The organism is Pseudarthrobacter sp. NamE5 (assembly GCF_005796225.1).
GTDB lineage: Bacteria > Actinomycetota > Actinomycetes > Actinomycetales > Micrococcaceae > Arthrobacter.
In genome coordinates, this window is the sequence record NZ_VAHO01000002.1 from 180,017 (window position 1) to 204,524 (window position 24,508).

The window sequence follows — 24,508 nt, forward strand, 5'->3', positions numbered from 1 at the left end:
TTTTACCCACCCGATTTTTGACAAACACGCGCTGGCAGTCCGTTTGGCCTGTCCGCCGGCATAGCGCCTGACGCGCGACCAGACAGAGAAACCAGAGGAAACAGTGGCAACCACTAACGACATCAAGAACGGAACGGTCCTGAAGCTTGAGGGCCAGCTCTGGAACATCATCGAATTCCAGCACGTCAAGCCGGGCAAGGGTGGTGCCTTCGTGCGCACCAAGATGCGCAACGTCATGTCCGGCAAGGTCGTGGACAAGACCTTCAACGCCGGCCTCAAGATCGAAACCGCCACCGTTGACCGCCGCGACTACCAGTACCTGTACCAGGACGGCGCAGACTTCGTGTTCATGGACACCTCCGACTACGACCAAATTACTGTCTCCGGCGCGACCGTCGGCGACGCCACCAACTTCATGCTCGAGAACCAGATGGTCAACATTGCCATCCACGAGGGCACACCGCTGTACATCGAACTGCCGCCGAGCGTGGTCCTCGAGATCACCTACACCGAGCCGGGCCTGCAGGGCGACCGCTCCTCTGCGGGCACGAAGCCCGCAACCCTCGAGACCGGTTACGAGATCCAGGTCCCGCTGTTCATCGAGAACAACACCAAGGTCAAGGTGGACACCCGTGACGGCAGCTACCTGGGCCGGGTCACCGAGTAGTGAGCGCACGCGGCAAAGCCCGTAACAGGGCACTGGATATTCTTTTCGAAGCCGAGCAGCGCTCGGTTTCGGCCTTTGACGTGCTTCGGGCGCGCCGGGAGAAGACTGACCAGATCATTAATCCCTACACCCTGGAAATCATCGAAGGCGTGCTCTCGCAGCAGGCTGCCATTGATGAGTTCCTGGAGACTTACTCGCAGGGCTGGAGCCTCGAGCGGATGCCGTCCGTGGACCGCATCATCCTGCGCATCGGCACCTGGGAGCTCCTGTACAACGATGAGGTCCCGGACGGCGTAGCGGTCAGTGAGGCCGTTGCTCTGGCCAAGACGCTCTCCACTGACGAGTCACCGCAGTTCATCAACGGCCTTCTGGGCCGCCTGCAGCAGCTGAAGCCTTCGCTGCTCGCGTAATTCCGTAAAGCAGCATGAGGGGCTGGTTCCGACGTGGAACCAGCCCCTCATTGCTTTTAAGTGCACGCCGGGCCGGGAGGTCAGCCGGCGACGGCGGCGCGCAGGGCGAGGATACGCTGCAGTTGCTGGCGCTCCTCGGCCTGGTGCAGTTGGACGTCGCGGCCGCTGAGGATCCGCTGGCGGGTGTTGGCAAGATGGGTTGCAGCCTTGAGGAACTCCTTCATCTGCTTCTTCCGGCCATAGCTTCCGGCCCAGTTCAGCGCGGTCCGGCGACCGCCGATCGTTGCCAGGAGTTCCACCTCGGCCGGCGTGAACCAACCCGATGCCGAATACTCCAGGAGCCGCTGCCGGGTGAGCCTCTTCTCGGCTACCCGGAGCAGGATGATGCCGGCTATGGCAAGGAAGAAGATCGGCACCTGGACCATGATGTAGTCCACCAGGAAGCCCTGGCCCATGCTGTTCCAGCGGTTATGCAGGAACATCGCCGGCAGCAGTCCCACCAGGAAGGCGGCGACGGAGGCGCCCGTATGCCAGCGGCGGGCTGCGTAGCCCATGATCAGCCCGGTGGTGCCGGTGAAAATGGCGTGGGCAAATGGTGACATGACGCCGCGGAGGAGGAAGACCTGGGCGAAGCTGCTGGCGGGATCTGCCGATTCGGCTATAGCCCGGCCAAAGTAGAGGATGTTTTCCGTGAACGCGAAACCCCCGGCGATGGTGAACGCGAAAACCACGCCGTCCACTGGTCCGTCAAAGTGTTTCCTGGCGAGCAGGAGAAGAATCAGCAAGCCTAAGGACTTGGCGAATTCCTCAACGATGGGTGCCTGGACCGTGGCCATGTAGGTCTGCAGGTCCGCCTCATCGGTAAACTGGAACGCCAGGACAAAAAAGGGCTGGATGAGCAGGGTCACCGCAATGGACACTGCCGCGCCCCACGTAAAAGCGAAGTACAGGAGCCGTTTCGGCTCGGGCTCCCACTTGTCAATGATGTACACGGCAAGGAGCACCACCGAAAGGGGAACCAGGGAGGCCAGGAAGCCCACCAGGAAACCCGCAGTCCCCGTAGCGGACAGCAGGAACGGCACCACCAGGAAAAGGCTAAGGAAGGCCAGGGCGCTGCCGCCCAGCGTCAAAACCAGCAGCCCGCTGCGGGACCGCCCGGCCTTGAGCACTGCTCCTTGGACCTGCGGCGGCACCACCGTGTCCACCGGCCTGCCCTGGTGCCCGGGCGCGGGCCGGTAGTTTTCCGGCTGCACGTGCCCCATCCAACTGGGGTTCGCCTCACTGGGCAGGGGCGCGGTTGCCCGCTCCCAGGGATCCTCGGACGGGCCGGACGCGGGGTGGCGCGGATGCATTGACATAACGAAAGCCTAGATGCGGCGTGCCGGGACTCCTAGGATTCAGTCCACGAGCCGCCCCGGTGTGACCAGCACCGCGTCCTTCCGGCTGAAGTGCCAGCGGCCCTGTGTGGTAATTTTGTACCGCACATGATCCTTTTTTAATTCCGTCCTGTGAGGCGGGGAAAGGGGAGACGAGCGTTGACTTCTGTCACCAGCGCACCGGTTCCAGCCAGGGTTGTCCTCAGCCAGGCGGACATTGACCGGGCCCTCACTCGTATCGCCCATGAGATCCTCGAGGCCAACAAGGGTTCCCAGGACCTCGTTCTTTTGGGCATCCCGCGCCGCGGCTATCCGCTTGCACGCAGGCTTGCGGAGAAAATCGCCGCCGCCGACAACACGGTGGACGCTGGCGCCATCGTAGGCCAGCTCGATGTCACCATGTTCCGGGATGACCTTTCCCACCAGGGGACCCGGCCGCCCTACCCCACGAAGCTGCCGAGGACGGGCATCGACAACAAGGTGGTTGTCCTGATAGATGACGTCCTGTACTCCGGCCGCACCATCCGGGCAGCCCTGGACGCCCTCGTGGACCTGGGCCGGCCCCGCATCGTCCGGCTGGCTGTTCTGATCGACCGCGGCCACCGTGAGCTTCCCATCCGGGCGGACCACGTAGGCAAGAACCTGCCCACCTCCTCCGCTGAGAAGGTCCGCGTCCGGCTCGAGGAAACCGACACTGCCCCCGGCGGCGCCCCCGTCAATGAAGTAGTGATCGAGGGCCGCTCGTGAAGCACCTGCTCTCCACCGAGGACCTCAGCCTCGCCAACGCCATCAGCATCCTCGACACCGCGGAGGAAATGGCTGCCGTAGGCGACCGAGAGGTCAAAAAGCTGCCGGCACTCCGCGGTCGCACGGTGGTCAATCTCTTTTTCGAAGACTCCACCCGCACCCGGATCTCCTTCGAAGCCGCCGCCAAGCGCCTCTCGGCAGACGTCATCAACTTCGCCGCCAAGGGATCATCGGTTTCCAAGGGCGAGTCCCTCAAGGACACCGCCCAGACGCTCTCCGCCATGGGCGCCGACGCCGTCGTGATCCGGCACTGGGCGTCGGGCGCACCGCACCGGCTGGCAGCAACCGATTGGATCGACGCCGCCGTCATTAACGCCGGCGACGGTACTCACGAACACCCCACGCAGGCCCTCCTGGACGCGTTCACCATGCGCCGGCACTGGGCGCGGCTCGCGGGCACCGGCTCGGAGGGCACGGACCTCAAAGGCATGCGGGTGGCCATCGCCGGTGACGTCCTGCACTCCCGCGTGGCCCGCTCCAACGTCTGGCTCCTGCGCACCCTGGGCGCCGACGTCACCCTGGTGGCGCCGCCCACGCTGCTGCCGATCGGCGTCGAAAAGTGGCCCTGCAAGGTCAGCTACAACATGGACGAGACCCTTGCGCAGGGAGTCGATGCCGTCATGATGCTCCGGGTCCAGGGCGAACGCATGAACGCCTCCTTCTTTCCCAGTACCCGGGAATACTCCCGCCGCTGGGGCTTCGACGACAACCGGCTGCGGGCACTGGACACCCTGGGCATGAAGGACACGATCATCATGCACCCGGGCCCCATGAACCGGGGCCTGGAAATTTCCGCGGCTGCCGCCGATTCCCCCCGCTCCACCGTGCTGGCCCAGGTCCGCAACGGCGTGTCGGTCCGGATGGCCGCACTCTACCTGCTGCTCTCCGGGGACACCCGCGAACCAGCCGCCGCCCCAGCCCTGGCCTACGCCGGCACCCATCCCACCAAGGAGAGCAATTGATGGCAGCCACCACCGGAACCTACCTGATCCGCGGCGCGTCCATCCTGGGCGGTGAACCGGCGGACCTGCTGATCCGTGACGGCGTCATCGCCGAAACCGGAACAGGCCTTCAGGCTGAGGGCGCCACGGTCATCGACGCCGCGGGCCTGGTGGCGCTGCCCGGCATGGTGGACGTGCACACCCACCTCCGCGAACCCGGCCGCGAGGACGCCGAGACAGTGGAGACCGGAACCCGGGCAGCGGCATTGGGCGGCTACACCGCCGTCCACGCGATGGCCAACAGCACCCCGGTGGCGGACACGGCCGGCGTCGTTGAGCAGGTATTCTCCCTTGGCCGCGCAGCAGGATGGGTGGACGTCCGCCCGGTCGGGGCCGTCACCGTCGGCCTGGCAGGGGAGCAGCTCGCCGAACTGGGTGCAATGGCCGATTCCCGCGCCCGCGTCCGCATGTTCTCCGACGACGGCATCTGCGTCCACGACCCCGTGCTGATGCGACGCGCGCTCGAGTATGTCAAAGCCTTCGACGGCGTGGTGGCCCAGCATGCCCAGGAACCGCGCCTCACGTCCGGCGCCCAGATGAACGAAGGCGACGTGTCGGCCGTCCTGGGCCTTGCGGGGTGGCCGGCAGTGGCGGAGGAGAGCATCATTGCCCGCGACGTCCTGCTGGCCCAGCACGTTGGCTCCCGGCTGCACGTCTGCCACGTCTCCACCGCAGGGTCGGTGGAAATCATCCGCTGGGCCAAGGGACGGGGCATCAACGTCACGGCGGAGGTCACGCCGCACCACCTGCTGCTCACCGACGACCTCGTCCGCAGCTACGATCCAGTCTTCAAGGTCAACCCGCCGCTGCGCACGGATGCAGATGTTGAGGCGTTACGCGCCGGCCTGGCGGACGGCACCATCGACGTCGTGGGCACCGACCATGCTCCGCACCCCAGCGAACACAAGGAATGCGAGTGGGCGCAGGCAGCCATGGGCATGACGGGCCTGGAAACGGCGCTCTCAGTGGTCCAGCACGCCATGATTGAAACGGGTCTCATGACCTGGGCCGATTTCGCCCGGGTCACGTCCACGGCGGCAGCAAGGATCGGCCGCCTCGCCGACCAGGGCCGACCCCTGGAGGCAGGGGAACCTGCCAACGTCATCCTGGTGGACCCCGCCGCGCGCTGGACGGTTGACCCGTTCCGGATGGCCACCATGGGCCGCAACTCACCCTTCAAGGGAAGGGAGCTGCCCGGCAAGGTGGTGGCCACGTTCTTCAAGGGGCACCCCACCGTCCTGAACGGAGAACTCAACACCCCCTACGCGTTCACTGACGCCACTGCGGCAGGCGTTGCCTGATGGACAAAATCCTTCCCGGACTGGCGATGCTGGCGATCGTCGCCGTCGTCTTTGTCCTCCTTGCCATCGGGTGGCGCAACAGGCTGCGCCGCCAGTCCGACGTCGAACAGCTGCCTCCGGTGCCGGAGGCTCCCGGCCAGCCCACCGCCGTCGCAGAGGGGCAGTATGTTGCCACCACCACGGCAGGCGACTGGCTGGACCGGATCGCCGTGCACAGCCTCGGGATCCGCACCAACGCAACGCTAGCGGTGTACCCGCACGGCGTCCTCTTTGACCGTTCCGGGGCTCCCGCCCTCTATATACCCGCCACGTCCCTCACCGATGTCCGGCAGGACAGCGGAATGGCCGGAAAGTTCGTGGAGAAGGACGGCCTGCTGGTGCTGGCCTGGCTTCTCGGCGCCCACGCGCTGGACACCGGCTTCCGCACCCGCCGCGCGGCGGACAAGGACGTCCTCTTCGAAGCATTACGCCAATTGATCTCTTCAGCCCCGGCGGCTGACGCCAACAGTGGAAAGTAAGACAGTGACAACAAACACAGCAACCGCCGCCGCTCCGGCAGCCCCCGCGGCGCTCGTTCTCGAAGACGGCCGCATCTTCCGCGGGACCAGTTACGGCGCCACCGGAACCGCCCTGGGTGAAGCAGTCTTCGCCACCGGCATGACCGGCTACCAGGAGACCATCACGGACCCCTCCTATGCCCGCCAGCTGGTGGTGCAGACGGCGCCGCACATCGGCAACACCGGCGTCAACAATGACGACGCCGAGTCCCGCCGCATCTGGGTGGCCGGCTACATCGTCCGCGACGCAGCCCGCCGCCCGTCCAACTGGCGCTCCGAGCGTTCCCTGGACGAAGAACTCGCTGAGCAGGGCATCGTGGGCATCCAGGGCGTGGACACCCGCGCGATCACCCGCCACCTGCGCGAGCACAAGACCATGCGCGCGGGCATCTTCTCCGGCGACGCCGCCCGGGCAACGGACAAGGAACTCCTCGACGCCGTGCTGGCCAGCGCCCCCATGGAGGGCTCCCGGCTGGCGGAGGAAGTCAGCGTGGACAATGCCTATGTGGTGGAGCCGAAGGACTACGGCTGGGAAGGGGACCCGCGCTTCAGCATCGCCGCAATCGACCTCGGCATCAAGGCCATGACCCCGGTACGGTTCGCCGAGCGCGGCGTCCGCGTCCATGTCCTGCCGGCCACGGCCACGCTCGACGACGTGAAGGCAGTCAATCCCGACGGCTTCTTCATGTCCAACGGCCCCGGCGACCCCGCCACCGCCGATGCGCAGGTCAAGCTGCTCCGGTCAGTCCTGGACGAAAAACTGCCCTACTTCGGTATCTGCTTCGGCAACCAGATCCTGGGCCGCGCCCTCGGCTTTGGCACCTACAAGCTCCGCTACGGCCACCGCGGCATCAACCAGCCCGTGATGGACCGCCGCACGGGCAAGGTGGAAATCACCTCCCAGAACCACGGCTTCGCCGTGGACGCCCCGCTCGACGGCGCCACGCAGGCCCCGGAGGCACGCTACGGGCGCGTCGAAGTCAGCCACGTCAGCCTGAACGATGATGTGGTGGAAGGCCTGGCCTGCCTGGACATCCCCGCCTTCTCCGTCCAGTACCACCCCGAGGCGGCCGCAGGCCCCCACGACGCCGCCTACCTTTTCGACCGTTTCATCGATTTGATGGAGGGGACGCGGGACGGCAGGACCGCGAATCTGTCCAAGGACCCGGTTGACTCTGCCCACTCCGCCGGCGCTGAACACAAAAACGAAAACAAGACTGAGGACAAGAAGTAATGCCCAAGAGAACTGACCTTAAGAGCGTCCTGGTCATCGGTTCCGGCCCGATCGTCATCGGCCAGGCCGCCGAATTCGACTACTCCGGCACGCAGGCGCTTCGCGTCCTCAAGGAGGAGGGCCTGAGGGTCATCCTGGTCAACTCCAACCCGGCCACCATCATGACCGACCCGGAGTTCGCCGACGCCACCTACATCGAACCCATCACCCCCGAGGTGGTGGAAAAGATCATCGCCAAGGAGCGCCCTGACGCGGTCCTGCCCACCCTGGGCGGCCAGACGGCCCTGAACACGGCCATCGCCCTGGACAAGAACGGTGTGCTCGAGAAGTACAACGTGGAGCTGATCGGCGCCAACATCGCCGCCATCGAGCTGGGCGAGGACCGCGAGAAGTTCAAGGGCGTGGTGGAGCGCTGCGGCGCCGAATCTGCCCGCAGCCACATCATCCACAGCATGGACGAGGCACTGAAGGCCGCTGGCGACCTCGGCTACCCCATGGTGGTCCGGCCCTCCTTCACCATGGGCGGCCTGGGCTCGGGCCTCGCCTACAACGAGGATGACCTCCGCCGCATCGTGGGCCAGGGCCTGCAGTACAGCCCCACCAGCGAGGTGCTGCTCGAAGAGAGCATCCTCGGCTGGAAGGAGTACGAGCTCGAGATGATGCGGGACAAAAACGACAACGTCGTGGTGGTCTGCTCCATCGAGAACTTCGACCCCGTGGGCGTCCACACCGGAGATTCGATCACCGTGGCACCGGCCCTCACCCTGACCGACCGCGAGTACCAGCGGCTGCGGGACATCTCCATCGCCGTCATCCGCGAAGTGGGCGTTGACACCGGCGGCTGCAACATCCAGTTCGCGGTCGATCCCGCCACCGGGCGCGTCGTCGTCATCGAGATGAACCCCCGCGTGTCCCGTTCGTCAGCGTTGGCCTCCAAGGCGACCGGCTTCGCCATCGCCAAGATCGCCACGAAGCTCTCCCTGGGCTATACGCTGGACGAGATCCCGAATGACATCACCCAGAAGACCCCGGCCTCCTTCGAGCCCACGCTGGACTACGTTGTGGTGAAGGTGCCGCGCTTCGCGTTCGAGAAGTTCCCGGCGGCAGACAACACCCTGACCACCACCATGAAGTCCGTGGGCGAGGCCATGGCCATGGGCCGCAACTTCACCGAAGCCCTGCAGAAGGCCCTGCGGTCGCTGGAGCAGAAGGGCTCCCAGCTGGACTTCACCTCCGTTCCCGAATGGGAAGTGGCTCAGCTTATTGAAAAGGCAAAGCGCCCCACGACGGAACGCCTCCACCAGGTCCAGCGCGCCCTGCTGGGTGGCGCCACGGTTGAACAGCTCTTCGAGGCCACCAAAATCGACCCCTGGTTCCTTGACCAGCTGCAGCTCCTCAACGAAATCTCCCGCGAAATCCGCCAGGCCGGTGCGCTCACCAAGGAAATGCTGCAGCGTGCAAAGCGCCACGGCTTCTCTGACGAGCAGATTGGTGCCCTCACGCACAACTCCGAGGCTGTGGTCCGCGGAGTCCGCCAGGCGCTGGGCATCCGCCCGGTCTACAAGACCGTTGACACCTGCGCCGCCGAATTCGCCGCCTACACGCCGTACCACTACTCGGCCTACGACGAGGAGGACGAAGTTGCGCTGCACGCCAAGCCCTCCATCCTGATCCTCGGTTCCGGCCCCAACCGCATCGGCCAGGGCATCGAATTCGACTACTCCTGCGTTCATGCCTCCATGGCACTGCGCAAGGCCGGCTATGAGACCGTGATGGTCAATTGCAATCCGGAAACCGTCTCCACCGACTACGACATCTCCACCCGCCTGTACTTCGAGCCGCTGACGCTCGAGGACGTGCTGGAGGTCATCGCGGCAGAGGAGCGCACCGGCGGCGTGATGGGCGTTTTCGTCCAGCTCGGCGGCCAGACGCCCCTGAAGCTTGCCCAGCAGCTGGCAGACGCCGGCGTGCCCATCCTCGGCACCTCCCCGGAGGCCATCGACCTTGCGGAGCACCGCGGCGCGTTCTCCCGCGTCCTGGACAAGGCCGGCCTGACCTCGCCGAAGAACGGCACCGCCGTCTCCTTCGAGGACGCCAAAAAGATCGCTGACGAGATCGGCTACCCGGTCCTGGTCCGGCCCTCATACGTCCTGGGCGGCCGCGGCATGGAAATCGTCTATGACGAGCCCAACCTGTCCCGCTACATCGCCAACGCGACCGAAATCACCCCGGACCACCCGGTGCTCATCGACCGCTTCCTGGAGGACGCCGTCGAAATTGACGTCGACGCCCTCTTCGACGGCACCGAAATGTACCTCGGCGGCATCATGGAGCACATTGAGGAGGCCGGCATCCACTCCGGCGACTCCGCCTGCGTGCTGCCGCCCATCACCCTGGGTACCAACGTCCTTGAGCGCGTACGGACGGCAACCCGGGCCATCGCCGAAGGCGTGGGAGTCCGCGGGCTGATCAATATCCAGTTCGCGCTGGCTTCCGATGTCCTGTACGTCCTTGAAGCCAACCCGCGGGCTTCCCGGACGGTCCCGTTCGTCTCCAAGGCCACCGGCGTCCAGATGGCCAAGGCCGCGGCCCTGATCGGCACCGGCGTGACCATTAACCAGCTCCGCACCGGCTACAAGATGCTGCCGGAAGTGGGGGACGGCTCCTCCCTGCCCCTGGACGCACCCGTATCCGTCAAGGAGGCGGTCCTGCCGTTCAGCCGGTTCCGTACCATTGAAGGCAAGGTGGTGGACTCCCTGCTCGGACCGGAAATGCGCTCCACCGGCGAGGTCATGGGCATCGATAAGCACTTCGATACCGCCTTCGCCAAGAGCCAGGCGGCCGCCAACAATGCCCTGCCCACCGAAGGCAAGATTTTCGTCTCCGTCGCGAACCGGGACAAGCGCTCGGTGATCATGGGCGTCAAGCGGCTCTCCGACCTGGGCTTCGAGATCGTCTCCACCGGCGGCACCGCCGACGTCCTGCGCCGCAACGGCATCCAGGCCACTCCGGTCCGCAAGGTGGCAGAAGGCAGCAGCGCCGAAGGTGAAGGCACCATCGCCGACCTCGTCATCGCCGGCGAGATCGACATGGTCTTCAACACCCCATCCGGCGGCGAAGCACGCAGCGACGGATACGAACTCCGCGCGGCTGCCACGTCCATCGGCATTCCCTGCATCACCACCGTGGCCGAGTTCAACGCGGCAGTCCAGGCGATTGAGGCGATGCGGACCTACGAATGGTCCGTCACCAGCCTCCAGGAGCACGCAGCCGCCTTGGCTGAGTCCCAGAAAGCGGCCCTGCAGCATGCCTGAGCAGGTACCGGGCGCTCAGCAGGTACCAGGCGCCAGCCGGGAGCCCTTCGGCTCCCGGCTTGGCGCGGCCATGGCTGCCCGCGGCCCGCTCTGCGTGGGCATCGACCCGCACCCGGCCCTGCTGAAGGCCTGGGGACTTGACGACGACGCCGCCGGGCTGAGGCGCTTTTCCCTTACAGTTTTGGAGGCGGTGGCTCCGCTCGCTGCCGCCATTAAGCCACAGGTGGCCCTGTACGAACGCCTCGGTTCCGCCGGGATGGCAATCCTGGAGGACCTCCTCGCGGAAGCGAGGGACGAATCGGTGCTCACCATCGCCGACGCCAAGCGCGGGGACATCGGATCCACCATGGCCGCGTACGCTGACGCCTGGCTGCGCGACGATTCCCCGCTTGCGGCAGACTCGGTGACCCTCAGCCCGTACCTCGGCTTCGAGTCGCTGCGGCCGGCGCTGGACCTCGCGGCGGACACCGGACGCGGGGTTTTCGTCCTCGCGCTTACGTCCAACCAGGAGGGCGCCTCCGTCCAGCACGTCGGGGGGGCGGACTCAGTAGCACGGAGGATCGCCCAGGCGGCCGCAGTGGAAAATGGGCGTTACCAGGACAGCATGGGTTCCGTGGGCCTGGTGGTAGGGGCGACCGTGGGCTCGGCAATCGCCGACCTGGACCTCGACCTTTCCGCCGTCCGGGGCCCTCTGCTGGCACCCGGACTCGGGGCCCAGGGCGCCACGCCGGCTGATCTGCGCGCCACGTTCGGTGCTGCATATCCGCAGGTCCTGGGCACATCGAGCCGTGACATCCTCTCCGCTGGACCGGGGCTGCGGGGGCTTCGTGATGCGGCCCTGCGGACACTGGACGGACTCCGCGGCGAATAGCGTCCCGTTTCACCGGATGCATTGATTCGGGCAGCACCAAAGGGTAGTTTCAGGACAGGTCCAAGGGCGGCCGCCCTTGGACGAATCCGCCGAATCCGGGGGTGTCCTCCATGGTCCTGCGACCCTTGTCAGCGTCGGAACGGGCTGAGGCCCTGACCAAGGCAGCAGCAGCCAGGGCGGCCCGCGCAGCGGCCAAGGAAAGCCTGAAGAACGGTGAGAGGTCCGCCGCCGACATCATCAACTCGGCATTGCAGGACGACGCCCTGGCCAGGATGAAGGTTTCGGAACTGCTGGAGGCGCTGCCGGGCATCGGGAAGGTCCGTGCCGCTGCCATCATGGGCCAGTTGGGGATTGCCGCCTCCCGGAGGATCCGTGGCCTGGGCGTCCACCAGCGCCGGGCGCTGGTAGATTTTATAGACGAGAACTAGGACGGGCCGCAGCCCGCCGTACCGCGAACTTCGGCAAAAGGAATACGTGAGCAAGAAACCTGGACTGACAGTCCTCGCTGGTCCGACGGCTGTTGGCAAAGGCACCGTGTCCACCTACATCCGTGACAACTATCCCGAGGTTTGGCTGTCCGTATCGGCCACCACGCGGGCTCCCCGCCCAGGCGAGCAGGACGGCGTCCACTACTTCTTCAAAACGAAGGAGGAGTTCGAGCGACTCATCGCAGATGGTGAACTGCTTGAGTGGGCAGTGGTCCACGGCAAGAACACCTACGGCACCCTGAAGAGCACGGTGAACCAGGCGATCGCCGAGGGACGCTCGGTGCTGCTGGAGATCGACCTGCAGGGGGCCCGGCAGGTGAAGGCGGCCGTTCCGGACGCGCAGTTCGTCTTCCTGGCTCCGCCGAGCTGGGACGAAATGGTGCGCCGGCTGGTGGGGCGCGGCACGGAAACGCCCGCGGAACAGCAGCGACGCCTGGAAACCGCTAAACTGGAACTTGCTGCTGAACCGGAGTTCGACCACACCGTCATCAATGACGACGTCCGCCGGGCAGCGGACGAGCTTGTTTCACTCATGGGGCTGACCCCGCATCCACACCTGCCGGAACCCTCAGCCCGCTAGAAATTTGGAGAATTCGTGTCCACGAACCTTGAAGGCATCATCAACCCGCCCATCGACTCGCTGCTCGAGGCAGCCGATTCCAAGTACGGCCTGGTGATCTTCGGTGCCAAGCGTGCTCGTCAGATCAACGCTTACTACGCCCAGCTGCACGAGGGTCTCTTCGAGTACGTCGGCCCGCTCGTCGACACCAGGCTGAACGAGAAGTCGCTCTCGATCGCCCTTCGTGAGATCAACGAAGGCAAGCTGGTCTCCACGCCGATCGAAGCAGCAGAGTAATCCTGCTGCTGAACCTGACTTGCTGTTGACGGAGGTCACGTGCGCATAGTCCTCGGAGTCGGGGGAGGGATAGCCGCCTACAAGGTGGCATCGCTCCTCCGGCTTTTCACTGAAGCCGGACATCACGTCACGGTCATTCCCACCGAGGCATCCACCCGGTTTGTCGGCACCGCCACCTGGGAGGCCCTGTCCGGGAATCCGGTCAGCAACAGCGTCTTTGACGACGTCCACCAGGTCAACCACGTCCGCCTGGGCCACGAGGCAGACCTCATTGTGGTGGCACCGGCGACCGCCGACCTGCTGGCTAAGGCTGCCACCGGGCAGGCCGGCGACCTCCTCACCAACACCCTGCTGATGGCGCGCGGGCCGGTCCTGTTCGCGCCCGCCATGCACACTGAAATGTGGCAGCACGCGGCAACCCGCGCGAACGTCGAAACCCTCCGGGGCAGGGGGGCTGCCGTGCTGGAACCCGCCACGGGCAGGCTGACCGGGGCCGATTCCGGGCCGGGCAGGCTCCCTGAACCGGAAGCGATCTACGACGCCGCCATGGCGCTTGTGCAGGGTCAGTCGGATTTCCAGCTGCCACTGGCCGGCCGGACCGTCACCATCAGTGCCGGCGGCACCCGCGAGCCGCTCGATCCCGTGCGGTTTCTCGGGAACCGGTCCTCCGGGAAGCAGGGCGTTGCCCTGGCGGTAGCGGCGAGGAACGCCGGTGCAACCGTCCGTCTGCTGGCAGCCCACATGGATGTACCGGCGCCGGCCGGCGTCGAGGTTGTGCCGGTGGAGACTGCCCTGCAGCTGCGGGAGGCAGCGCTGGCAGCGGCAGCTGATTCCGACGTCGTCATCATGTCAGCGGCCGTTGCCGACTTCCGCCCGGCAGAGATCTCGGACACCAAGATCAAGAAACGCGATGACCATGCCGATCCGGTGATCACGCTGGTGCGGAACCCTGACATCCTCCAGGAACTGGTGGAGCTGAGGAACCTGAAGGGCGCCGGAGCGGGGGAGAAGCAGCAGCTCATTGTCGGTTTTGCCGCCGAAACGGGGGACAGCCAGGGGGACGTGCTGGCCTACGCCGAAGCGAAGCTGCACCGCAAAGGCTGTGACCTGCTGGTGGTCAACCATGTGGGAACGGACAGAGTCTTCGGCCAGGACCACAACTCGGTGGTCATTTTGGCGCGGTCCGGTTCCGAGCCGCAGGAGGCGACCGGGACCAAGACCGAGGTTTCGGCGGCCATCATCAGCCGCATCGGCCTTGAACTGAATTCCGTTTCGCCCCGCGCCTGAGTGTTTCAGGACACCTTTGCTTAGCACGGAGACATCTGCCGACGTCTCCGGGCGGGCGCGCATACTTCAACCAGTAAGGTAATTAAGTGACTTTACCGCTGCACCTTCCCCAGACGTCCGGGGCCTCGCCTTCCGCGCTTCGGCTCTTCACCTCCGAGTCGGTCACCGAGGGCCATCCGGACAAGATCTGCGACCAGATCAGCGACGCCATCCTCGACGCGCTGCTGGCCGCGGACCCGGAATCCCGGGTGGCAGTGGAAACCATGGCCACGACCGGCCTGGTCCATGTGGCCGGTGAGGTCACCACGGACGCCTACGTGGAAATCCCGCAGATTGTGCGCGAGACCATCCTGGGGATCGGTTACGACTCTTCCGCCAACGGTTTCGACGGCGCCCGCTGCGGTGTGTCCGTTTCCATCGGCCAGCAGTCCAATGACATCGCCGGCGGCGTGTTCAACTCCCTGGAGGCCCGCGAAGGGCGCCAGGAGGACGACTACGACCTGCAGGGCGCAGGCGACCAAGGCCTGATGTTTGGCTATGCCAGCGACGAAACCCCCTCCTACATGCCGCTGCCCATCTGGCTGGCCCACCGCCTGTCCGAACGGCTTACCGAAGTCCGCAAGACCGGCGAACTGGCCTACCTCCGCCCGGACGGCAAGACCCAGGTGACCGTTGGCTACGACAAGGACCTCCCGGTGTCCGTCGAAACCGTGGTGATCTCCAGCCAGCACGCCGAAGGCGCAAGCCTGGAACAGTTGCGGGCGGACCTCGCATCCGTGGTCATCGGACCTGTCCTGGCCGGCGCCAACCTGGACATCTCCCGGGCCCGGAACATCCTCAACCCTGCCGGCGAATTCGTCATCGGTGGCCCCGTGGGTGATGCCGGCCTGACCGGCCGCAAGATCATTGTGGACACCTACGGCGGGATGGCCCGCCACGGCGGCGGCGCCTTCTCCGGCAAGGACCCGTCCAAGGTGGACCGCTCCGCCGCTTACGCCATGCGCTGGGTAGCCAAGAACGTGGTGGCTGCCGGCCTGGCCAAGCGCGCCGAAATCCAGATCGCCTATGCAATCGGCCAGGCCCGCCCTGTGGGCACCTACGTGGAGACGTTCGGAACCGAAACCGTTGATCCTGCCCGCATCAGCGCTGCGATCGCCGAGATCTTCGACCTGCGCCCGCGGGCCATCATCGATGCACTCGACCTGAAGCGGCCCATCTACGCCAAGACTGCGGCGCACGGCCACTTCGGCCGCGACGAGCCGGACTTCACCTGGGAGCGCCTGGACCGCGTGGACGAGCTGAAAGCTTTCTTCAACGCTTAAAGTTCGGGGCAGCCGGGCTTCCTGCGCCGCCGGCAGCAATGTCAGTGCCCCGTGCTTTGATGGCCATGTCCAGCCGGAAGCCGAACGGAGGTAACTGCCATGGTTGCTGACCGGCCCTTCGCTGCCGGGAAAACCGTCCAGCCGGCACTGGATCTCCCGGGCTCCGTGCAGCCGTCCCTGCTGCAGGGTTTCCCCCCGACGCCACGGGCATCCGGGCCCCGGCTCGCCGAACACTTGCCGGTGGCCAAGGTGCTGGTGGAATCGTCCCTTCCGCACCTGGACAGGCTCTTTAATTACGGCGTTCCGGAGACCCTGGACAGCGCCGCCAGTCCCGGTGTCAGGGTCAAAGTTAAGTTCAACGGCCAGGAGCTCAACGGCTTCATCATGGAGCGCGTAGGGGAGTCCGACGCCGGACACACTTTGGTGCCGCTGGCGAAAGTTGTTTCGCCGGTCCCCGTTCTCACGCCTGCAGTGCAGGAGCTGGTTTCCGCCGTCGCCGCACGGTATGCGGGAACGGTCAGCGATGTGCTCCGCGTCGCCGTCCCGCCGCGGGTCGCACGGCTGGAGAAGGAGTTCGCCGCACCGGCACAGGATGCAGCCGCACCCGCGGAGGGGACTGCAGCGCCGGAAATCATTCCACCGGAGGGGGCGGCCGCGGGTGGAGAGTTGCCCGGTGCCGCCTGGAGGATGTACCGCAATGGCCCTGCCTTCCTGCGCCACGTGGCTGGGGGTGGTTCGCCGAGGGCGGTGGTGAACCCGCTGCAGGGTTACGGTCCGGGCGGGTGGCCGCAGTTGCTGGCAGAAGCAGTGGCCGCTGCCTGCGCTTCGGGCCGCGGCGCCGTGGTGGCGGTGCCCGACTACCGCGACCTGGACCGGCTTGAAGATGCCCTGCGGCCCCTGCTGCCGGAAGGTGCGGTTGCCCGCCTGGCGGCGGACGACGGTCCGACGCCACGGTACCGGAATTTCCTTCGGCTGCTTGCGGGGACAGCCCAGGTGGCCATTGGGACGAGGTCCGCGGCTTTCGCCCCTGTGCGGAACCTGGGCCTGGTCGTCTGCTGGGACGACGGGGACGACCTCCATATCGAGCAGCGTGCCCCCTATGCCCACGCCCGCGAAGTCCTGCTCCTGCGCGCAGAGCAGAAGGGCACCGCTTGTCTCCTGGCAGGCCACGCCCGCAGCACAGAGGCACAGCGGCTGGTGGAAGCCGGCTGGGCGCTGGCGGTGGAGGCCGGCCGCCCGGATGTCCGCCGGACTGTGCCGCGCGTCGTCAGTACTGCGGACAGCTTCGAACAGGAGCGGGATCCGTTGGCCAGGATTGCCCGGCTTCCCGGCGCAGCATGGCGTGCTGCCCAGGAGGGCCTGGAGCGCGGGCCCGTCCTGGTGCAGGTAGCCCGCGCCGGGTATGCACCGTCGTTGGCGTGCGAAACCTGCCGCGAGCCGGCGCGCTGCGGCGCCTGCCAGGGGCCCCTGGCACTGGCAGGCGCCAACGGCACCTCACTGATGCCCCAATGCCGCTGGTGCTCCACGCCTGCGCCTGACTGGCGCTGCGGACACTGCGGCGGACGCCGGCTCCGCAAGGGTGCTACCGGTGTCATCCGCACGGCGGAGGAGCTGGGCCGGGCTTTTCCCGGCACCACCGTCGTCACTTCCTCCGGGGACCAGGTGAAGGCAGAAGTCGGTGCGGGCAGGGCCCTGATCGTCGCCACGGTGGGGGCTGAGCCCGTGGCAGCCGGGGGATATGCTGCCGCCCTGTTGCTGGATGGGGATTCCCTGCTGCGGCGCGAAACACTCCGCGCCGCAGAGGACACCGTGCGGCGATGGTTCAACGCGGCAGCGCTGGTTCGCCCTGCCACAGATGGCGGCCTGGTGGTGGTAACCGCCTCAGACACGGCTGCCGTGGGCGCCCTGCTCCGGTGGGACCCTGCCGGTTACGCCCATCGGGAGCTGGCCCTGCGGGCAGAGTTGCAGCTTCCTCCTGCAGTGCGTATCGCGTCCGTCACCGGGCCACGCGCCGCCGTCGAGCAGTACACCGCCGCGGTCGCGGCCGAACTCGGCTCCGCCGGCATCTCCTTGCGCAGCGCCGGCCCTGCACCCCTGGTGCTCAATGGTCCGCCGTCCGCCCGCCGCTCCGTGGAGGATGTCCGCACCCTGCTGTTTTTCCCTTACGCCCAGGCGTCCGCCGTCACCCGCGTCCTGCGCGTCGCCCGGGCGGCGGCAGCAGCCAAGCGCACCATGGAGCCCTTCCAGCTCCGGCTGGATGGGGTTGACGTGCTTTAGCCTGAGCTGCCGTTGCGTGAGTTGGCCTTGCGTCGCCGCTGCACCACCTCGTGGGCAACCTCCACGAGCTGGCGGGCGGACTCGTCCCAGCTGAATTCCTGCGCCCGGGCAAGGGAACGCCGGGAGAAATCCTGCCAGCGGGTATTGTCCTGCAGCGTTGTCACGGCAGCGGCAAAGTCCCCGGGGGAGGCCGGGTCCACGTAAAGGGCAGCATCTCCGCCGACCTCCCTGAAGATGGGGATGTCGCTTGCTATGACGGGGGTGCCCAAAGCCATGGCCTCCACCAGCGGAAGCCCATATCCCTCCGCCCGGGACAGGCTGACAAGCGCAGTGGCCGACCGCAGGAACGCGTCGTACTCCTCGTCGGTGACGCCGTTGTGGAACACTACGTGGGCACCCTGCGGCACGAGCCGTTCCAGTTCCGCACGACGCTGCGGCGTGATGCGGCTGAGCAGGTGGAGGGTATAGCCCGGGAGTCCGGCCATGCCCGCCACCATGGTTTCCACATTCTTGTATGGCATGAAGGAGCCCATGTACACCAGTGACTGGTCCGCTCCGGCTTCGGCGGAGCGGGGCTCCTGCGCCGGCTGCGGTGCGTTGCTGATGATCCGGACCGGGCGGCGGGTGAGCCGGTACTTTGCCATGAGTGCTTCAGTGGTCCTGCTGATGGTGGCAACTGTATCTGCCCGGTTGAGGAGAAGCCGCTGCGGCCAGTACGCCTTGTGGTAGAGCCGCCAGAGCAGCCGCACGGGCGCCGGCAGGAACCCTGGAGGGGTCGGGTGCTCGTAATAGATGAGGTCATGGAGGGTCAGGACCAGGCCGTACTTGCGGCCCCACGTGCCCATCGTCTGCATGGGGCACACCACCACGTCAGCGTCGAGCCTATTGATGGTGCCCGCCACAAATAGCTCCCGCGGTGACAACGGGCTGCTGATCAGCGTGTAGGGAACGTCCGGCAGCAGGGCGAGTTGCCGGACATCGGAAACCAGCATGGAGACGTCCGCGATTTTGGCTGTGGCGGCGATCAGGCTTGCCCCATAGCGGCTGATGCCGTCGTGGTGGTCGGTCCTGGTGAAACGTGCATCGATCAGGATCTTCACGCGGGATGGTCCTTAAGGAAGCTACGGATGAAGGCGGCTGCCGGTTCGGGTGTTTCGTAATGGATGAGATGGCCGACGCCGGGAATCACCCGGAGTTCGCCGTCGGGGAGCCGCGCGGCCAGTCGGCGCTGGTCGCCGAGGACGGCAATTTCATCCTTTTCGCCCGCTATCAGGAGCACCGGCAGGGTCAGCCGGGGGGCTACTTCTGCCACATGGCTGGTGACGGATGCGGTGAATGCCTGAAGCAGGCTTTCGCGGCTCGCAAAGGCGCTGAAGTAGGCGTGGTGCTGCCGGTGGATGAAACGCCGGAGGCCCCGGTCAGCGGTCTTGGCCATGGTTTCGCTCATCACCCGGACGATCAGCGGACTCCGCAGCAGGGCCAGTCCCAAGGACCGGGGAAGGCGCGCGGACAGTCGGTAGTACAGCACCGCCAGCCGCGTCATCAGGCCTTTTGGCCCTTCAAGCGCCGGTGCTGCGATCGGATTGATGAGGATAAGGGGATAAACGGTTCCTGGGTTGTCGGCAACATAGTGCGCGGCAATGATGGAGCCGAAGGAATGGCCCAGCAGGACGGTATCCGGGCCCAGGCCCAGGGCTGTCATGAACTCCGTGATGAAAGCACCATAACGCTGCACGGAGTGCTCAGCCGACCTGAACGCCTCGGAGTCCCCGAACCCGGGAAGGTCCGGCATGATGATGCGCATGTCGGGAAGCTGGTCTGCTACCCGCAGCAGTCCGTGGTGGTCTCCCCGGAAGCCGTGGATGACCAGGATAGTCCGCGTTTCCGGAGTGGCAGGCAAGGGTTCGTAGGTCCAAAAGGCAACCTTGCCGCCGTCGAGCTCCACTGAGGAGGCAGAGGTGCGGGCGGCGAGGCCAGGGCTGAAGTAGGCAGGCGCGGCTGCTCCGGGGTGCGCTGTGGTCATCTGGTGCAGCCTAGCTGACGTGGTCCGGGTGTGAGCCTGTGCGGTGGCCACGGTCCAGCCCTGCCAGCGCCGCCATGTCCCGTTCGGAAAGCTCGAAATTGAAGAGGTTCAGGTTCTCACGGATGCGGGCTTCCGAGCTGGCCTTGGGGATGGCGATGTTGCCGAGCTGCATATGCCAGCGGAGGATCACCTGTGCGGGTGTCCTGCGGTGTTCGGCGGCGCAGGCCTGGACCACGGGATCGGCGAGGACCTGGCCGCGGCCCAGGGGGCTCCACGCCTCGGTGCGGATGCCGAGTTCGTCATGGATATTGCGGAGCTCTGCCTGCTGCAGCCAGGGGTGGAGCTCAATCTGGTTGACCGCGGGCACCACCTCTGCCGACTGGAGCAGCCGCTCAAGGTGAGCAGGCTGGAAATTGCTGACGCCGATGGCCCGGACTTTTCCTTCCCGGTAGAGGGTTTCCAGGGCGCGGTAGGTCTCCGGAAAAAGGCCCCGCTTCGCGCACGGCCAATGGATCAGGTACAGGTCCACGTAATCCAGGCCGAGGTTGACCATGGAGGTATCGAACGCCCGCAGCGTCGCGTCGTAGCCATGATCGGTGTTCCACACCTTGGTGGTGACGAAGAGGCCCTCCCTGGAGAGTGCCGGAAAAAGTTCACCTGATCCGCCGCGGTCCCCCTCCCCGCCCAGCTGCGAGCTGATCCCGCGGGCCAGCCCGGTTTCGTTGCCGTACATGGCGGCAGTGTCGAAATGGCGGTAGCCGGCGGCGAGCGCGATGGCAACCAGCTTTTCCGCGTCAGCTGCCGGGACCTTGTACAGCCCGAATCCAAGCTGCTGGATCAGCACGCCGTTATTGAGGCTGAGCCGCGGAGAGGTTTTCATAGCCACGACTCTACCCACTCAGTGTGGCGAGGCCCTCGAAGTCGACCAGGCGCCGTGCGGTGGCCTCGTCAAGGATCAGGTCGGTCGCCAGGCCTGCGGCGAGGGCGCCGCGAAGCCCCTTGATCTTCGACACGCCGGAAACCACGCAGATCCTCCGCCTGACCTGGCGCAGGTCAGCAAGGGCAGGCCCTGTGGACCGTTCATTCAGGACAATGCCGTCCGAGGATCCGTCGCCGCGGAAGAAGACCGTGGCCACGTCGCCCACCACATCGGACGTGGCCAGGATATTGAGGTCGGCCTCATCCAGGTATCCGCCGGCGTACACGTGGCTGGGATAGTCGGCATCCACGGAACCCACGCCGAAGATCGCGATGCTCATCTTTGCCTGGAGCTCCAGGATTCTTTGCACACTGCGTTCATTCCACATGGCGGTTTTGGTGGCTGCATGGTCGAAAAATGCAGGCACGGGGAACTGTTCCACCCGTGCTCCGTAGGCGCTTCCAAAGCGGCGCATAATGTCGCTCGCGTAGGTGATGCCTGTGGTGTGCATGTTGCCCGCCCCGTTCAGCTGCACCACGACGCTGTCGTGGGTGATCTTGCGGGTGAGGTGCCGGCTGACGGCGCTGAGGGTTGATCCCCAGGCCACGCCGATGATCGCGTTGGAGTCCACCAGCGGCCCGATGGTCCTGGCTGCCTGCATGGCCACCCGGTCAAGTGTTTCCGCTTCATTCAAGGTCTCCAGGACCGGCACCACATGTACATCCACCCCGAAACGCCGGCGGATCCTGCCCTCCAGTTCCGGTCCCGTGTCCAGCGGATTGCGGATCTGGATTTGCACCAGGCCGGAGTCCCGCGCGGCTGACAGGAGCCGGGAGACAGTGGATCTGGAAGTCCGCAGCTCTCGTGCGATCGCGTCCATCGTCAGGTCCTGCAGGTAGTACATTTGTGCAGCTCGAAGGGCATCTGAGTGCCTTGAAGCGTCCATGCCCGCTCCCTTCTGCACGTTCGTGCATAGTGCTTGACTCCATTTTCCATTAGTCCAAACAATAGTGGAGAACGGCGGCGCACCCCTGCGGTGCCCGCGCCATACAAAGCCCCAAGGGAGTTATTTTGGGACCCAAGGATGCAAATAACCCGCTTGTTGCGCCGGCGGCGAAGCCGGGCGCCGAGCGGAGCTCCGTCCATCATCTCCGCCGCAGGCCGCACGCGAAGGTCCTGGTGGTTGGAGGAGGCATCAACGGCGTGGGGACGTTCCGTGACCTGGCACTGCAGGGCGTGGATGTGGCCCTCGTGGAACGCGGAGATTACTGCCAAGGTGCCAGCGGCGCCTCCTCCCACATGATCCACGGCGGCATCCGCTACCTTGAAAACGGCGAGTTCCGCCTGGTCCGGGAATCAGTAGTGGAGCGCAACCGTCTCCTCCGGATCGCCCCGCACTATGTCAAGCCGCTGCAGACCACCATCCCCATCTTCAGCACGTTCTCCGGAGTGCTCTCTGCGCCTCTCCGCTTCCTGGCGCACAAGCAGCACGGAAAGCCCAAGGAACGCGGCGCCTTCCTGATCAAGCTCGGCCTCAGCCTGTACGACTCCTTCTCGCGGGACGGCGGCACCGTGCCCCGGCACCACTTCCGCAGCGGCGAACGTGCCCGCGCTGAACTTCCCAGCCTGCGCTCCGACGTCAAATACACTGCCACCTACTTTGATGCCTCGGTCCACAACCCGGAGCGGCTTACGCTCGATGTCCTCCAGGACGGTGAGAAGGCCGGGCACGCGGCAGCGGGCGAAGGCAATGCCCAAGGCAACACCGCCCGGGCCAGCAACTACGTCTCGCTGCAGTCCATGACCGGGCAACCCAACCCGGGGACCGGCAGGGGCAGCACTGTCCGGTTGCGGGATGAGCTGACGGGTGAGGAATTCGACTTCACTGCAGATGTCATCGTTAACACCACCGGTGCCTGGGTGGACCTGACCAATGAAGCGATGGGGGCCGCCTCCACGTTCATGGGCGGCACCAAGGGTTCGCATATCGTTCTTGACAACCCTGAGCTCCTCGCCGCCTGCCGCGGCCGGGAGATTTTCTTCGAGCACACGGACGGCCGGATCGTCCTGATCTACCCGATGGGGGACCGGGTCCTGGTGGGTACCACCGACGTGGATGCGGACATGGCGGAAGCCGCGGTCTGCACCGACGAGGAGATCGCCTACTTCTTCGATCTGATTAACCACGTCTTCCCCGACATCGCCGTAACGCGCGAACAGATCGTCTACACGTTTTCGGGAGTGCGGCCCCTGCCCCGCCATGACGCCACTCAGCCCGGGTTTGTCTCCCGGGACTACCGCATCGAGCGCCGCGGCCCTGCCAAGGGAACGGAGGGAACCGGCGCAGTGGTGCTCAGCCTGGTAGGCGGCAAATGGACCACTTTCCGGGCGTTGGCTGAGCATCTGGCCAACGACGTCCTGGCCGAAATCGGCATGGAACGCAAAGTCTCCACGGCGCAGCTTCCCATCGGCGGCGGCGCAGGCTTCCCTGCTGATGAAGCCGGGGTGCAGAAGTGGATCAAGGCGCACATGGGGGCCGGCCGGGACGCTGACCGGACCGTCGGCCTGCTGACCCGTTACGGCACCCGCGCGGAGGCCGTGATGGAGTACCTGGACGGTGCGCGGGACAGGCTGCTGCACTCAACCCGGGAGCTGAGCGTCCGGGAACTGGAATTCATGGCGGCGAACGAGCAGGTGGGACACCTCGTGGATGTCCTCATCCGCCGGACCTCGCTGGCCTTCCGTGGCCTGGTGACCGGCGAACTGCTGAATGAAGTAGCGGACGTGCTGTCAGGTCCGCTGGGTTGGGATGCTGCTGCCCGCGCAGCAGAAATCACGCACGCCCAGGAAGTGCTGCAGCGGTTCCACCGCGTAGAGATCCACAGCCTGGTCACCTAGGGCCCGGCTGCAGGCCGCGGCGGCAGCCCGCCCCGGTCACCGGTCCTTCAACCCGCGAAGGGCCTCCATCAGAAAATAAAAAAGGAGTCAAAGATGTCTCTTGGAATAGTTTTCTTATCTGAAGTATTTGGAACGGCAATGCTGACCCTCCTGGGCTGCGGCGTCGTCGCCAACGTCGCCCTGAGGGGAACAAAGGGCAACAGCGGCGGGTTCCTGATGGTCACCTGGGGATGGGGTGTTGCCGTCTTCGCGGGCGTTTATGTTGCCGCACAGTCCGGGGCCCACCTGAACCCTGCGGTGACCCTGGGTCTGCTCCTTAACGGAAAGACCGAATACGCGCCAAACGTCCCGGTGGACGCCATCACCACGCTGACATACTTCGGTGGCGAACTGCTGGGGGCATTCCTGGGCGCCGTGGTCTGCTGGCTCGCCTACAAGCAGCATTTTGACGCAGAAGAAGAAGTTGCCAGCAAACTGGGCGTCTTCTCCACCGGACCCGCCATCCGCTCCACGCCGTGGAACCTGGTCACCGAGATCATTGGCACCTTTGTCCTGGTCTTCGTGATCCTCACCTTCGGCGGGACCCCGTCAGGGCTTGGACCGCTTGCCGTTGCGCTGCTCGTCGTCGGCATTGGCGTGTCCCTCGGCGGCCCCACGGGTTACGCCATCAATCCGGCCCGCGACCTCGGCCCCCGCATTGCCCATGCAGTGCTTCCCATCAAGGGCAAAGGCTCCAGCGACTGGGGCTATTCCTGGATCCCGGTGGTGGGCCCGCTGGTTGGGGGCGCCCTTGGCGGCCTCGTTGCCAGGCTCGTTCCCATCATCGCCACCGCCGCCGCCTGACTTTTCCCAGCACCACAAATTCACTGCTCAAAGCCGCAACAAAGACAAGGACGTCAC

Annotated in this window: 22 protein-coding genes; 17 read left to right on the forward strand and 5 right to left on the reverse strand. The window is 65.8% G+C overall.

Annotated features, from left to right (window positions below; all coding sequences use genetic code 11):
* Positions 1 to 103 precede the first annotated feature (103 nt).
* Together efp and nusB are read left to right on the forward strand one after the other, a co-directional pair.
* Positions 104 to 667 (forward strand): elongation factor P, encoded by a 564-nt coding sequence (efp, locus tag FDW84_RS04065; RefSeq protein WP_050054941.1) that lies wholly within the window; start codon positions 104 to 106, stop codon positions 665 to 667.
* A complete protein-coding gene (gene nusB / locus FDW84_RS04070) occupies positions 667 to 1,077 on the forward strand; it encodes a transcription antitermination factor NusB (protein ID WP_138606811.1) in 411 nt (136 codons plus the stop codon). The genes efp and nusB overlap by 1 nt, the downstream gene beginning before the upstream one ends.
* An 80-nt stretch (positions 1,078 to 1,157) precedes the next feature.
* Here nusB and FDW84_RS04075 read toward each other — a convergent pair whose 3' ends face one another.
* The gene (locus FDW84_RS04075; protein ID WP_138606813.1) at positions 1,158 to 2,435 is read right to left on the reverse strand and encodes a PrsW family intramembrane metalloprotease; all 1,278 of its coding nucleotides are present in this window, start codon (positions 2,433 to 2,435) and stop codon (positions 1,158 to 1,160) included.
* 177 nt (positions 2,436 to 2,612) lie between these two features.
* On the opposite strand from FDW84_RS04075, the gene pyrR reads away from it, so the two are divergent.
* The 13 genes from pyrR to FDW84_RS04140 all read left to right on the forward strand — a co-directional run bounded on the left by pyrR (position 2,613) and on the right by FDW84_RS04140 (position 17,768).
* Positions 2,613 to 3,200 carry a bifunctional pyr operon transcriptional regulator/uracil phosphoribosyltransferase PyrR gene (pyrR, locus tag FDW84_RS04080; protein WP_138606815.1) on the forward strand — a complete coding sequence of 196 codons (588 nt, stop codon included), beginning with the start codon at positions 2,613 to 2,615 and terminating at the stop codon, positions 3,198 to 3,200.
* Entirely contained in the window at positions 3,197 to 4,222 is a 1,026-nt protein-coding gene (locus FDW84_RS04085) for an aspartate carbamoyltransferase catalytic subunit (RefSeq protein ID WP_138606817.1), read from the forward strand. The genes pyrR and FDW84_RS04085 overlap by 4 nt, the downstream gene beginning before the upstream one ends.
* Positions 4,222 to 5,562 carry a dihydroorotase gene (locus tag FDW84_RS04090; RefSeq protein WP_138606819.1) on the forward strand — a complete coding sequence of 447 codons (1,341 nt, stop codon included), beginning with the start codon at positions 4,222 to 4,224 and terminating at the stop codon, positions 5,560 to 5,562. Before FDW84_RS04085 ends, FDW84_RS04090 begins: the two co-directional genes overlap by 1 nt.
* Entirely contained in the window at positions 5,562 to 6,080 is a 519-nt protein-coding gene (locus FDW84_RS04095; protein WP_138606821.1) for a PH-like domain-containing protein, read from the forward strand. The genes FDW84_RS04090 and FDW84_RS04095 overlap by 1 nt, the downstream gene beginning before the upstream one ends.
* 4 nt (positions 6,081 to 6,084) lie before the next feature.
* On the forward strand, positions 6,085 to 7,353 hold the full coding sequence (carA, locus tag FDW84_RS04100; protein WP_138606823.1) for a glutamine-hydrolyzing carbamoyl-phosphate synthase small subunit: 1,269 nt from the start codon (positions 6,085 to 6,087) through the stop codon (positions 7,351 to 7,353).
* Positions 7,353 to 10,667 carry a carbamoyl-phosphate synthase large subunit gene (gene carB, locus FDW84_RS04105; protein WP_138606825.1) on the forward strand — a complete coding sequence of 1,105 codons (3,315 nt, stop codon included), beginning with the start codon at positions 7,353 to 7,355 and terminating at the stop codon, positions 10,665 to 10,667. Before carA ends, carB begins: the two co-directional genes overlap by 1 nt.
* Complete coding sequence (pyrF, locus tag FDW84_RS04110) at positions 10,660 to 11,538, forward strand: orotidine-5'-phosphate decarboxylase (protein WP_138606827.1); 879 nt, start codon at positions 10,660 to 10,662, stop codon at positions 11,536 to 11,538. The genes carB and pyrF overlap by 8 nt, the downstream gene beginning before the upstream one ends.
* 110 nt (positions 11,539 to 11,648) lie before the next feature.
* Positions 11,649 to 11,966 carry an integration host factor, actinobacterial type gene (gene mihF, locus FDW84_RS04115; protein ID WP_171046646.1) on the forward strand — a complete coding sequence of 106 codons (318 nt, stop codon included), beginning with the start codon at positions 11,649 to 11,651 and terminating at the stop codon, positions 11,964 to 11,966.
* A gap of 46 nt (positions 11,967 to 12,012) precedes the next feature.
* Entirely contained in the window at positions 12,013 to 12,606 is a 594-nt protein-coding gene (gmk, locus tag FDW84_RS04120; RefSeq protein WP_138606831.1) for a guanylate kinase, read from the forward strand.
* A gap of 15 nt (positions 12,607 to 12,621) precedes the next feature.
* Entirely contained in the window at positions 12,622 to 12,882 is a 261-nt protein-coding gene (gene rpoZ / locus FDW84_RS04125) for a DNA-directed RNA polymerase subunit omega (protein WP_138606833.1), read from the forward strand.
* Positions 12,883 to 12,921: 39 nt separating this feature from the next.
* Positions 12,922 to 14,169 carry a bifunctional phosphopantothenoylcysteine decarboxylase/phosphopantothenate--cysteine ligase CoaBC gene (coaBC, locus tag FDW84_RS04130; protein WP_138606835.1) on the forward strand — a complete coding sequence of 416 codons (1,248 nt, stop codon included), beginning with the start codon at positions 12,922 to 12,924 and terminating at the stop codon, positions 14,167 to 14,169.
* Between the two features lie 86 nt (positions 14,170 to 14,255).
* Positions 14,256 to 15,491 (forward strand): methionine adenosyltransferase, encoded by a 1,236-nt coding sequence (gene metK, locus FDW84_RS04135; protein WP_240721373.1) that lies wholly within the window; start codon positions 14,256 to 14,258, stop codon positions 15,489 to 15,491.
* Between the two features lie 99 nt (positions 15,492 to 15,590).
* Entirely contained in the window at positions 15,591 to 17,768 is a 2,178-nt protein-coding gene (locus FDW84_RS04140; protein ID WP_171046647.1) for a primosomal protein N' family DNA-binding protein, read from the forward strand.
* Here FDW84_RS04140 and FDW84_RS04145 read toward each other — a convergent pair.
* The 4 genes from FDW84_RS04145 to FDW84_RS04160 are packed head-to-tail and all read right to left on the reverse strand — an operon-like array spanning position 17,765 to position 21,656.
* Positions 17,765 to 18,868 (reverse strand): glycosyltransferase family 4 protein, encoded by a 1,104-nt coding sequence (locus FDW84_RS04145; RefSeq protein ID WP_138606837.1) that lies wholly within the window; start codon positions 18,866 to 18,868, stop codon positions 17,765 to 17,767. The genes FDW84_RS04140 and FDW84_RS04145 overlap by 4 nt on opposite strands.
* Positions 18,865 to 19,791, reverse strand: coding sequence for an alpha/beta fold hydrolase (locus tag FDW84_RS04150; RefSeq protein ID WP_138606839.1), 927 nt, complete (start codon positions 19,789 to 19,791; stop codon positions 18,865 to 18,867). The genes FDW84_RS04145 and FDW84_RS04150 overlap by 4 nt, the downstream gene beginning before the upstream one ends.
* Before the next feature lie 10 nt (positions 19,792 to 19,801).
* The gene (locus FDW84_RS04155) at positions 19,802 to 20,671 is read right to left on the reverse strand and encodes an aldo/keto reductase (RefSeq protein ID WP_138606841.1); all 870 of its coding nucleotides are present in this window, start codon (positions 20,669 to 20,671) and stop codon (positions 19,802 to 19,804) included.
* Between the two features lie 10 nt (positions 20,672 to 20,681).
* On the reverse strand, positions 20,682 to 21,656 hold the full coding sequence (locus tag FDW84_RS04160; RefSeq protein WP_138606843.1) for a sugar-binding transcriptional regulator: 975 nt from the start codon (positions 21,654 to 21,656) through the stop codon (positions 20,682 to 20,684).
* A 125-nt stretch (positions 21,657 to 21,781) separates the two neighbouring features.
* Here FDW84_RS04160 and FDW84_RS04165 point away from each other — a divergent pair, with 125 nt between their 5' ends.
* Together FDW84_RS04165 and FDW84_RS04170 are read left to right on the forward strand one after the other, a co-directional pair.
* Positions 21,782 to 23,608: a glycerol-3-phosphate dehydrogenase/oxidase gene (locus FDW84_RS04165; RefSeq protein ID WP_138606845.1), complete on the forward strand. Its 1,827-nt coding sequence runs from the start codon at positions 21,782 to 21,784 to the stop codon at positions 23,606 to 23,608.
* A gap of 93 nt (positions 23,609 to 23,701) precedes the next feature.
* The gene (locus FDW84_RS04170) at positions 23,702 to 24,451 is read left to right on the forward strand and encodes an MIP/aquaporin family protein (protein ID WP_138606847.1); all 750 of its coding nucleotides are present in this window, start codon (positions 23,702 to 23,704) and stop codon (positions 24,449 to 24,451) included.
* The last annotated feature ends 57 nt before the right edge of the window (positions 24,452 to 24,508 follow it).

Bases quoted from the DNA above. Each gene is read 5' to 3' on its own strand.
- FDW84_RS04075 (WP_138606813.1), bottom strand. From the start codon at position 2,435: ATGTCAATGCATCCGCGCCACCCCGCGTCCGGCCCGTCCGAGGATCCC.
- FDW84_RS04090 (WP_138606819.1), top strand. From the start codon at position 4,222: ATGGCAGCCACCACCGGAACCTACCTGATCCGCGGCGCGTCCATCCTG.
- FDW84_RS04095 (WP_138606821.1), top strand. From the start codon at position 5,562: ATGGACAAAATCCTTCCCGGACTGGCGATGCTGGCGATCGTCGCCGTC.
- carB (WP_138606825.1), top strand. From the start codon at position 7,353: ATGCCCAAGAGAACTGACCTTAAGAGCGTCCTGGTCATCGGTTCCGGC.
- pyrF (WP_138606827.1), top strand. From the start codon at position 10,660: ATGCCTGAGCAGGTACCGGGCGCTCAGCAGGTACCAGGCGCCAGCCGG.
- mihF (WP_171046646.1), top strand. From the start codon at position 11,649: ATGGTCCTGCGACCCTTGTCAGCGTCGGAACGGGCTGAGGCCCTGACC.
- FDW84_RS04140 (WP_171046647.1), top strand. From the start codon at position 15,591: ATGGTTGCTGACCGGCCCTTCGCTGCCGGGAAAACCGTCCAGCCGGCA.
- FDW84_RS04150 (WP_138606839.1), bottom strand. From the start codon at position 19,791: ATGACCACAGCGCACCCCGGAGCAGCCGCGCCTGCCTACTTCAGCCCT.
- FDW84_RS04155 (WP_138606841.1), bottom strand. From the start codon at position 20,671: ATGAAAACCTCTCCGCGGCTCAGCCTCAATAACGGCGTGCTGATCCAG.
- FDW84_RS04160 (WP_138606843.1), bottom strand. From the start codon at position 21,656: ATGGACGCTTCAAGGCACTCAGATGCCCTTCGAGCTGCACAAATGTAC.
- FDW84_RS04170 (WP_138606847.1), top strand. From the start codon at position 23,702: ATGTCTCTTGGAATAGTTTTCTTATCTGAAGTATTTGGAACGGCAATG.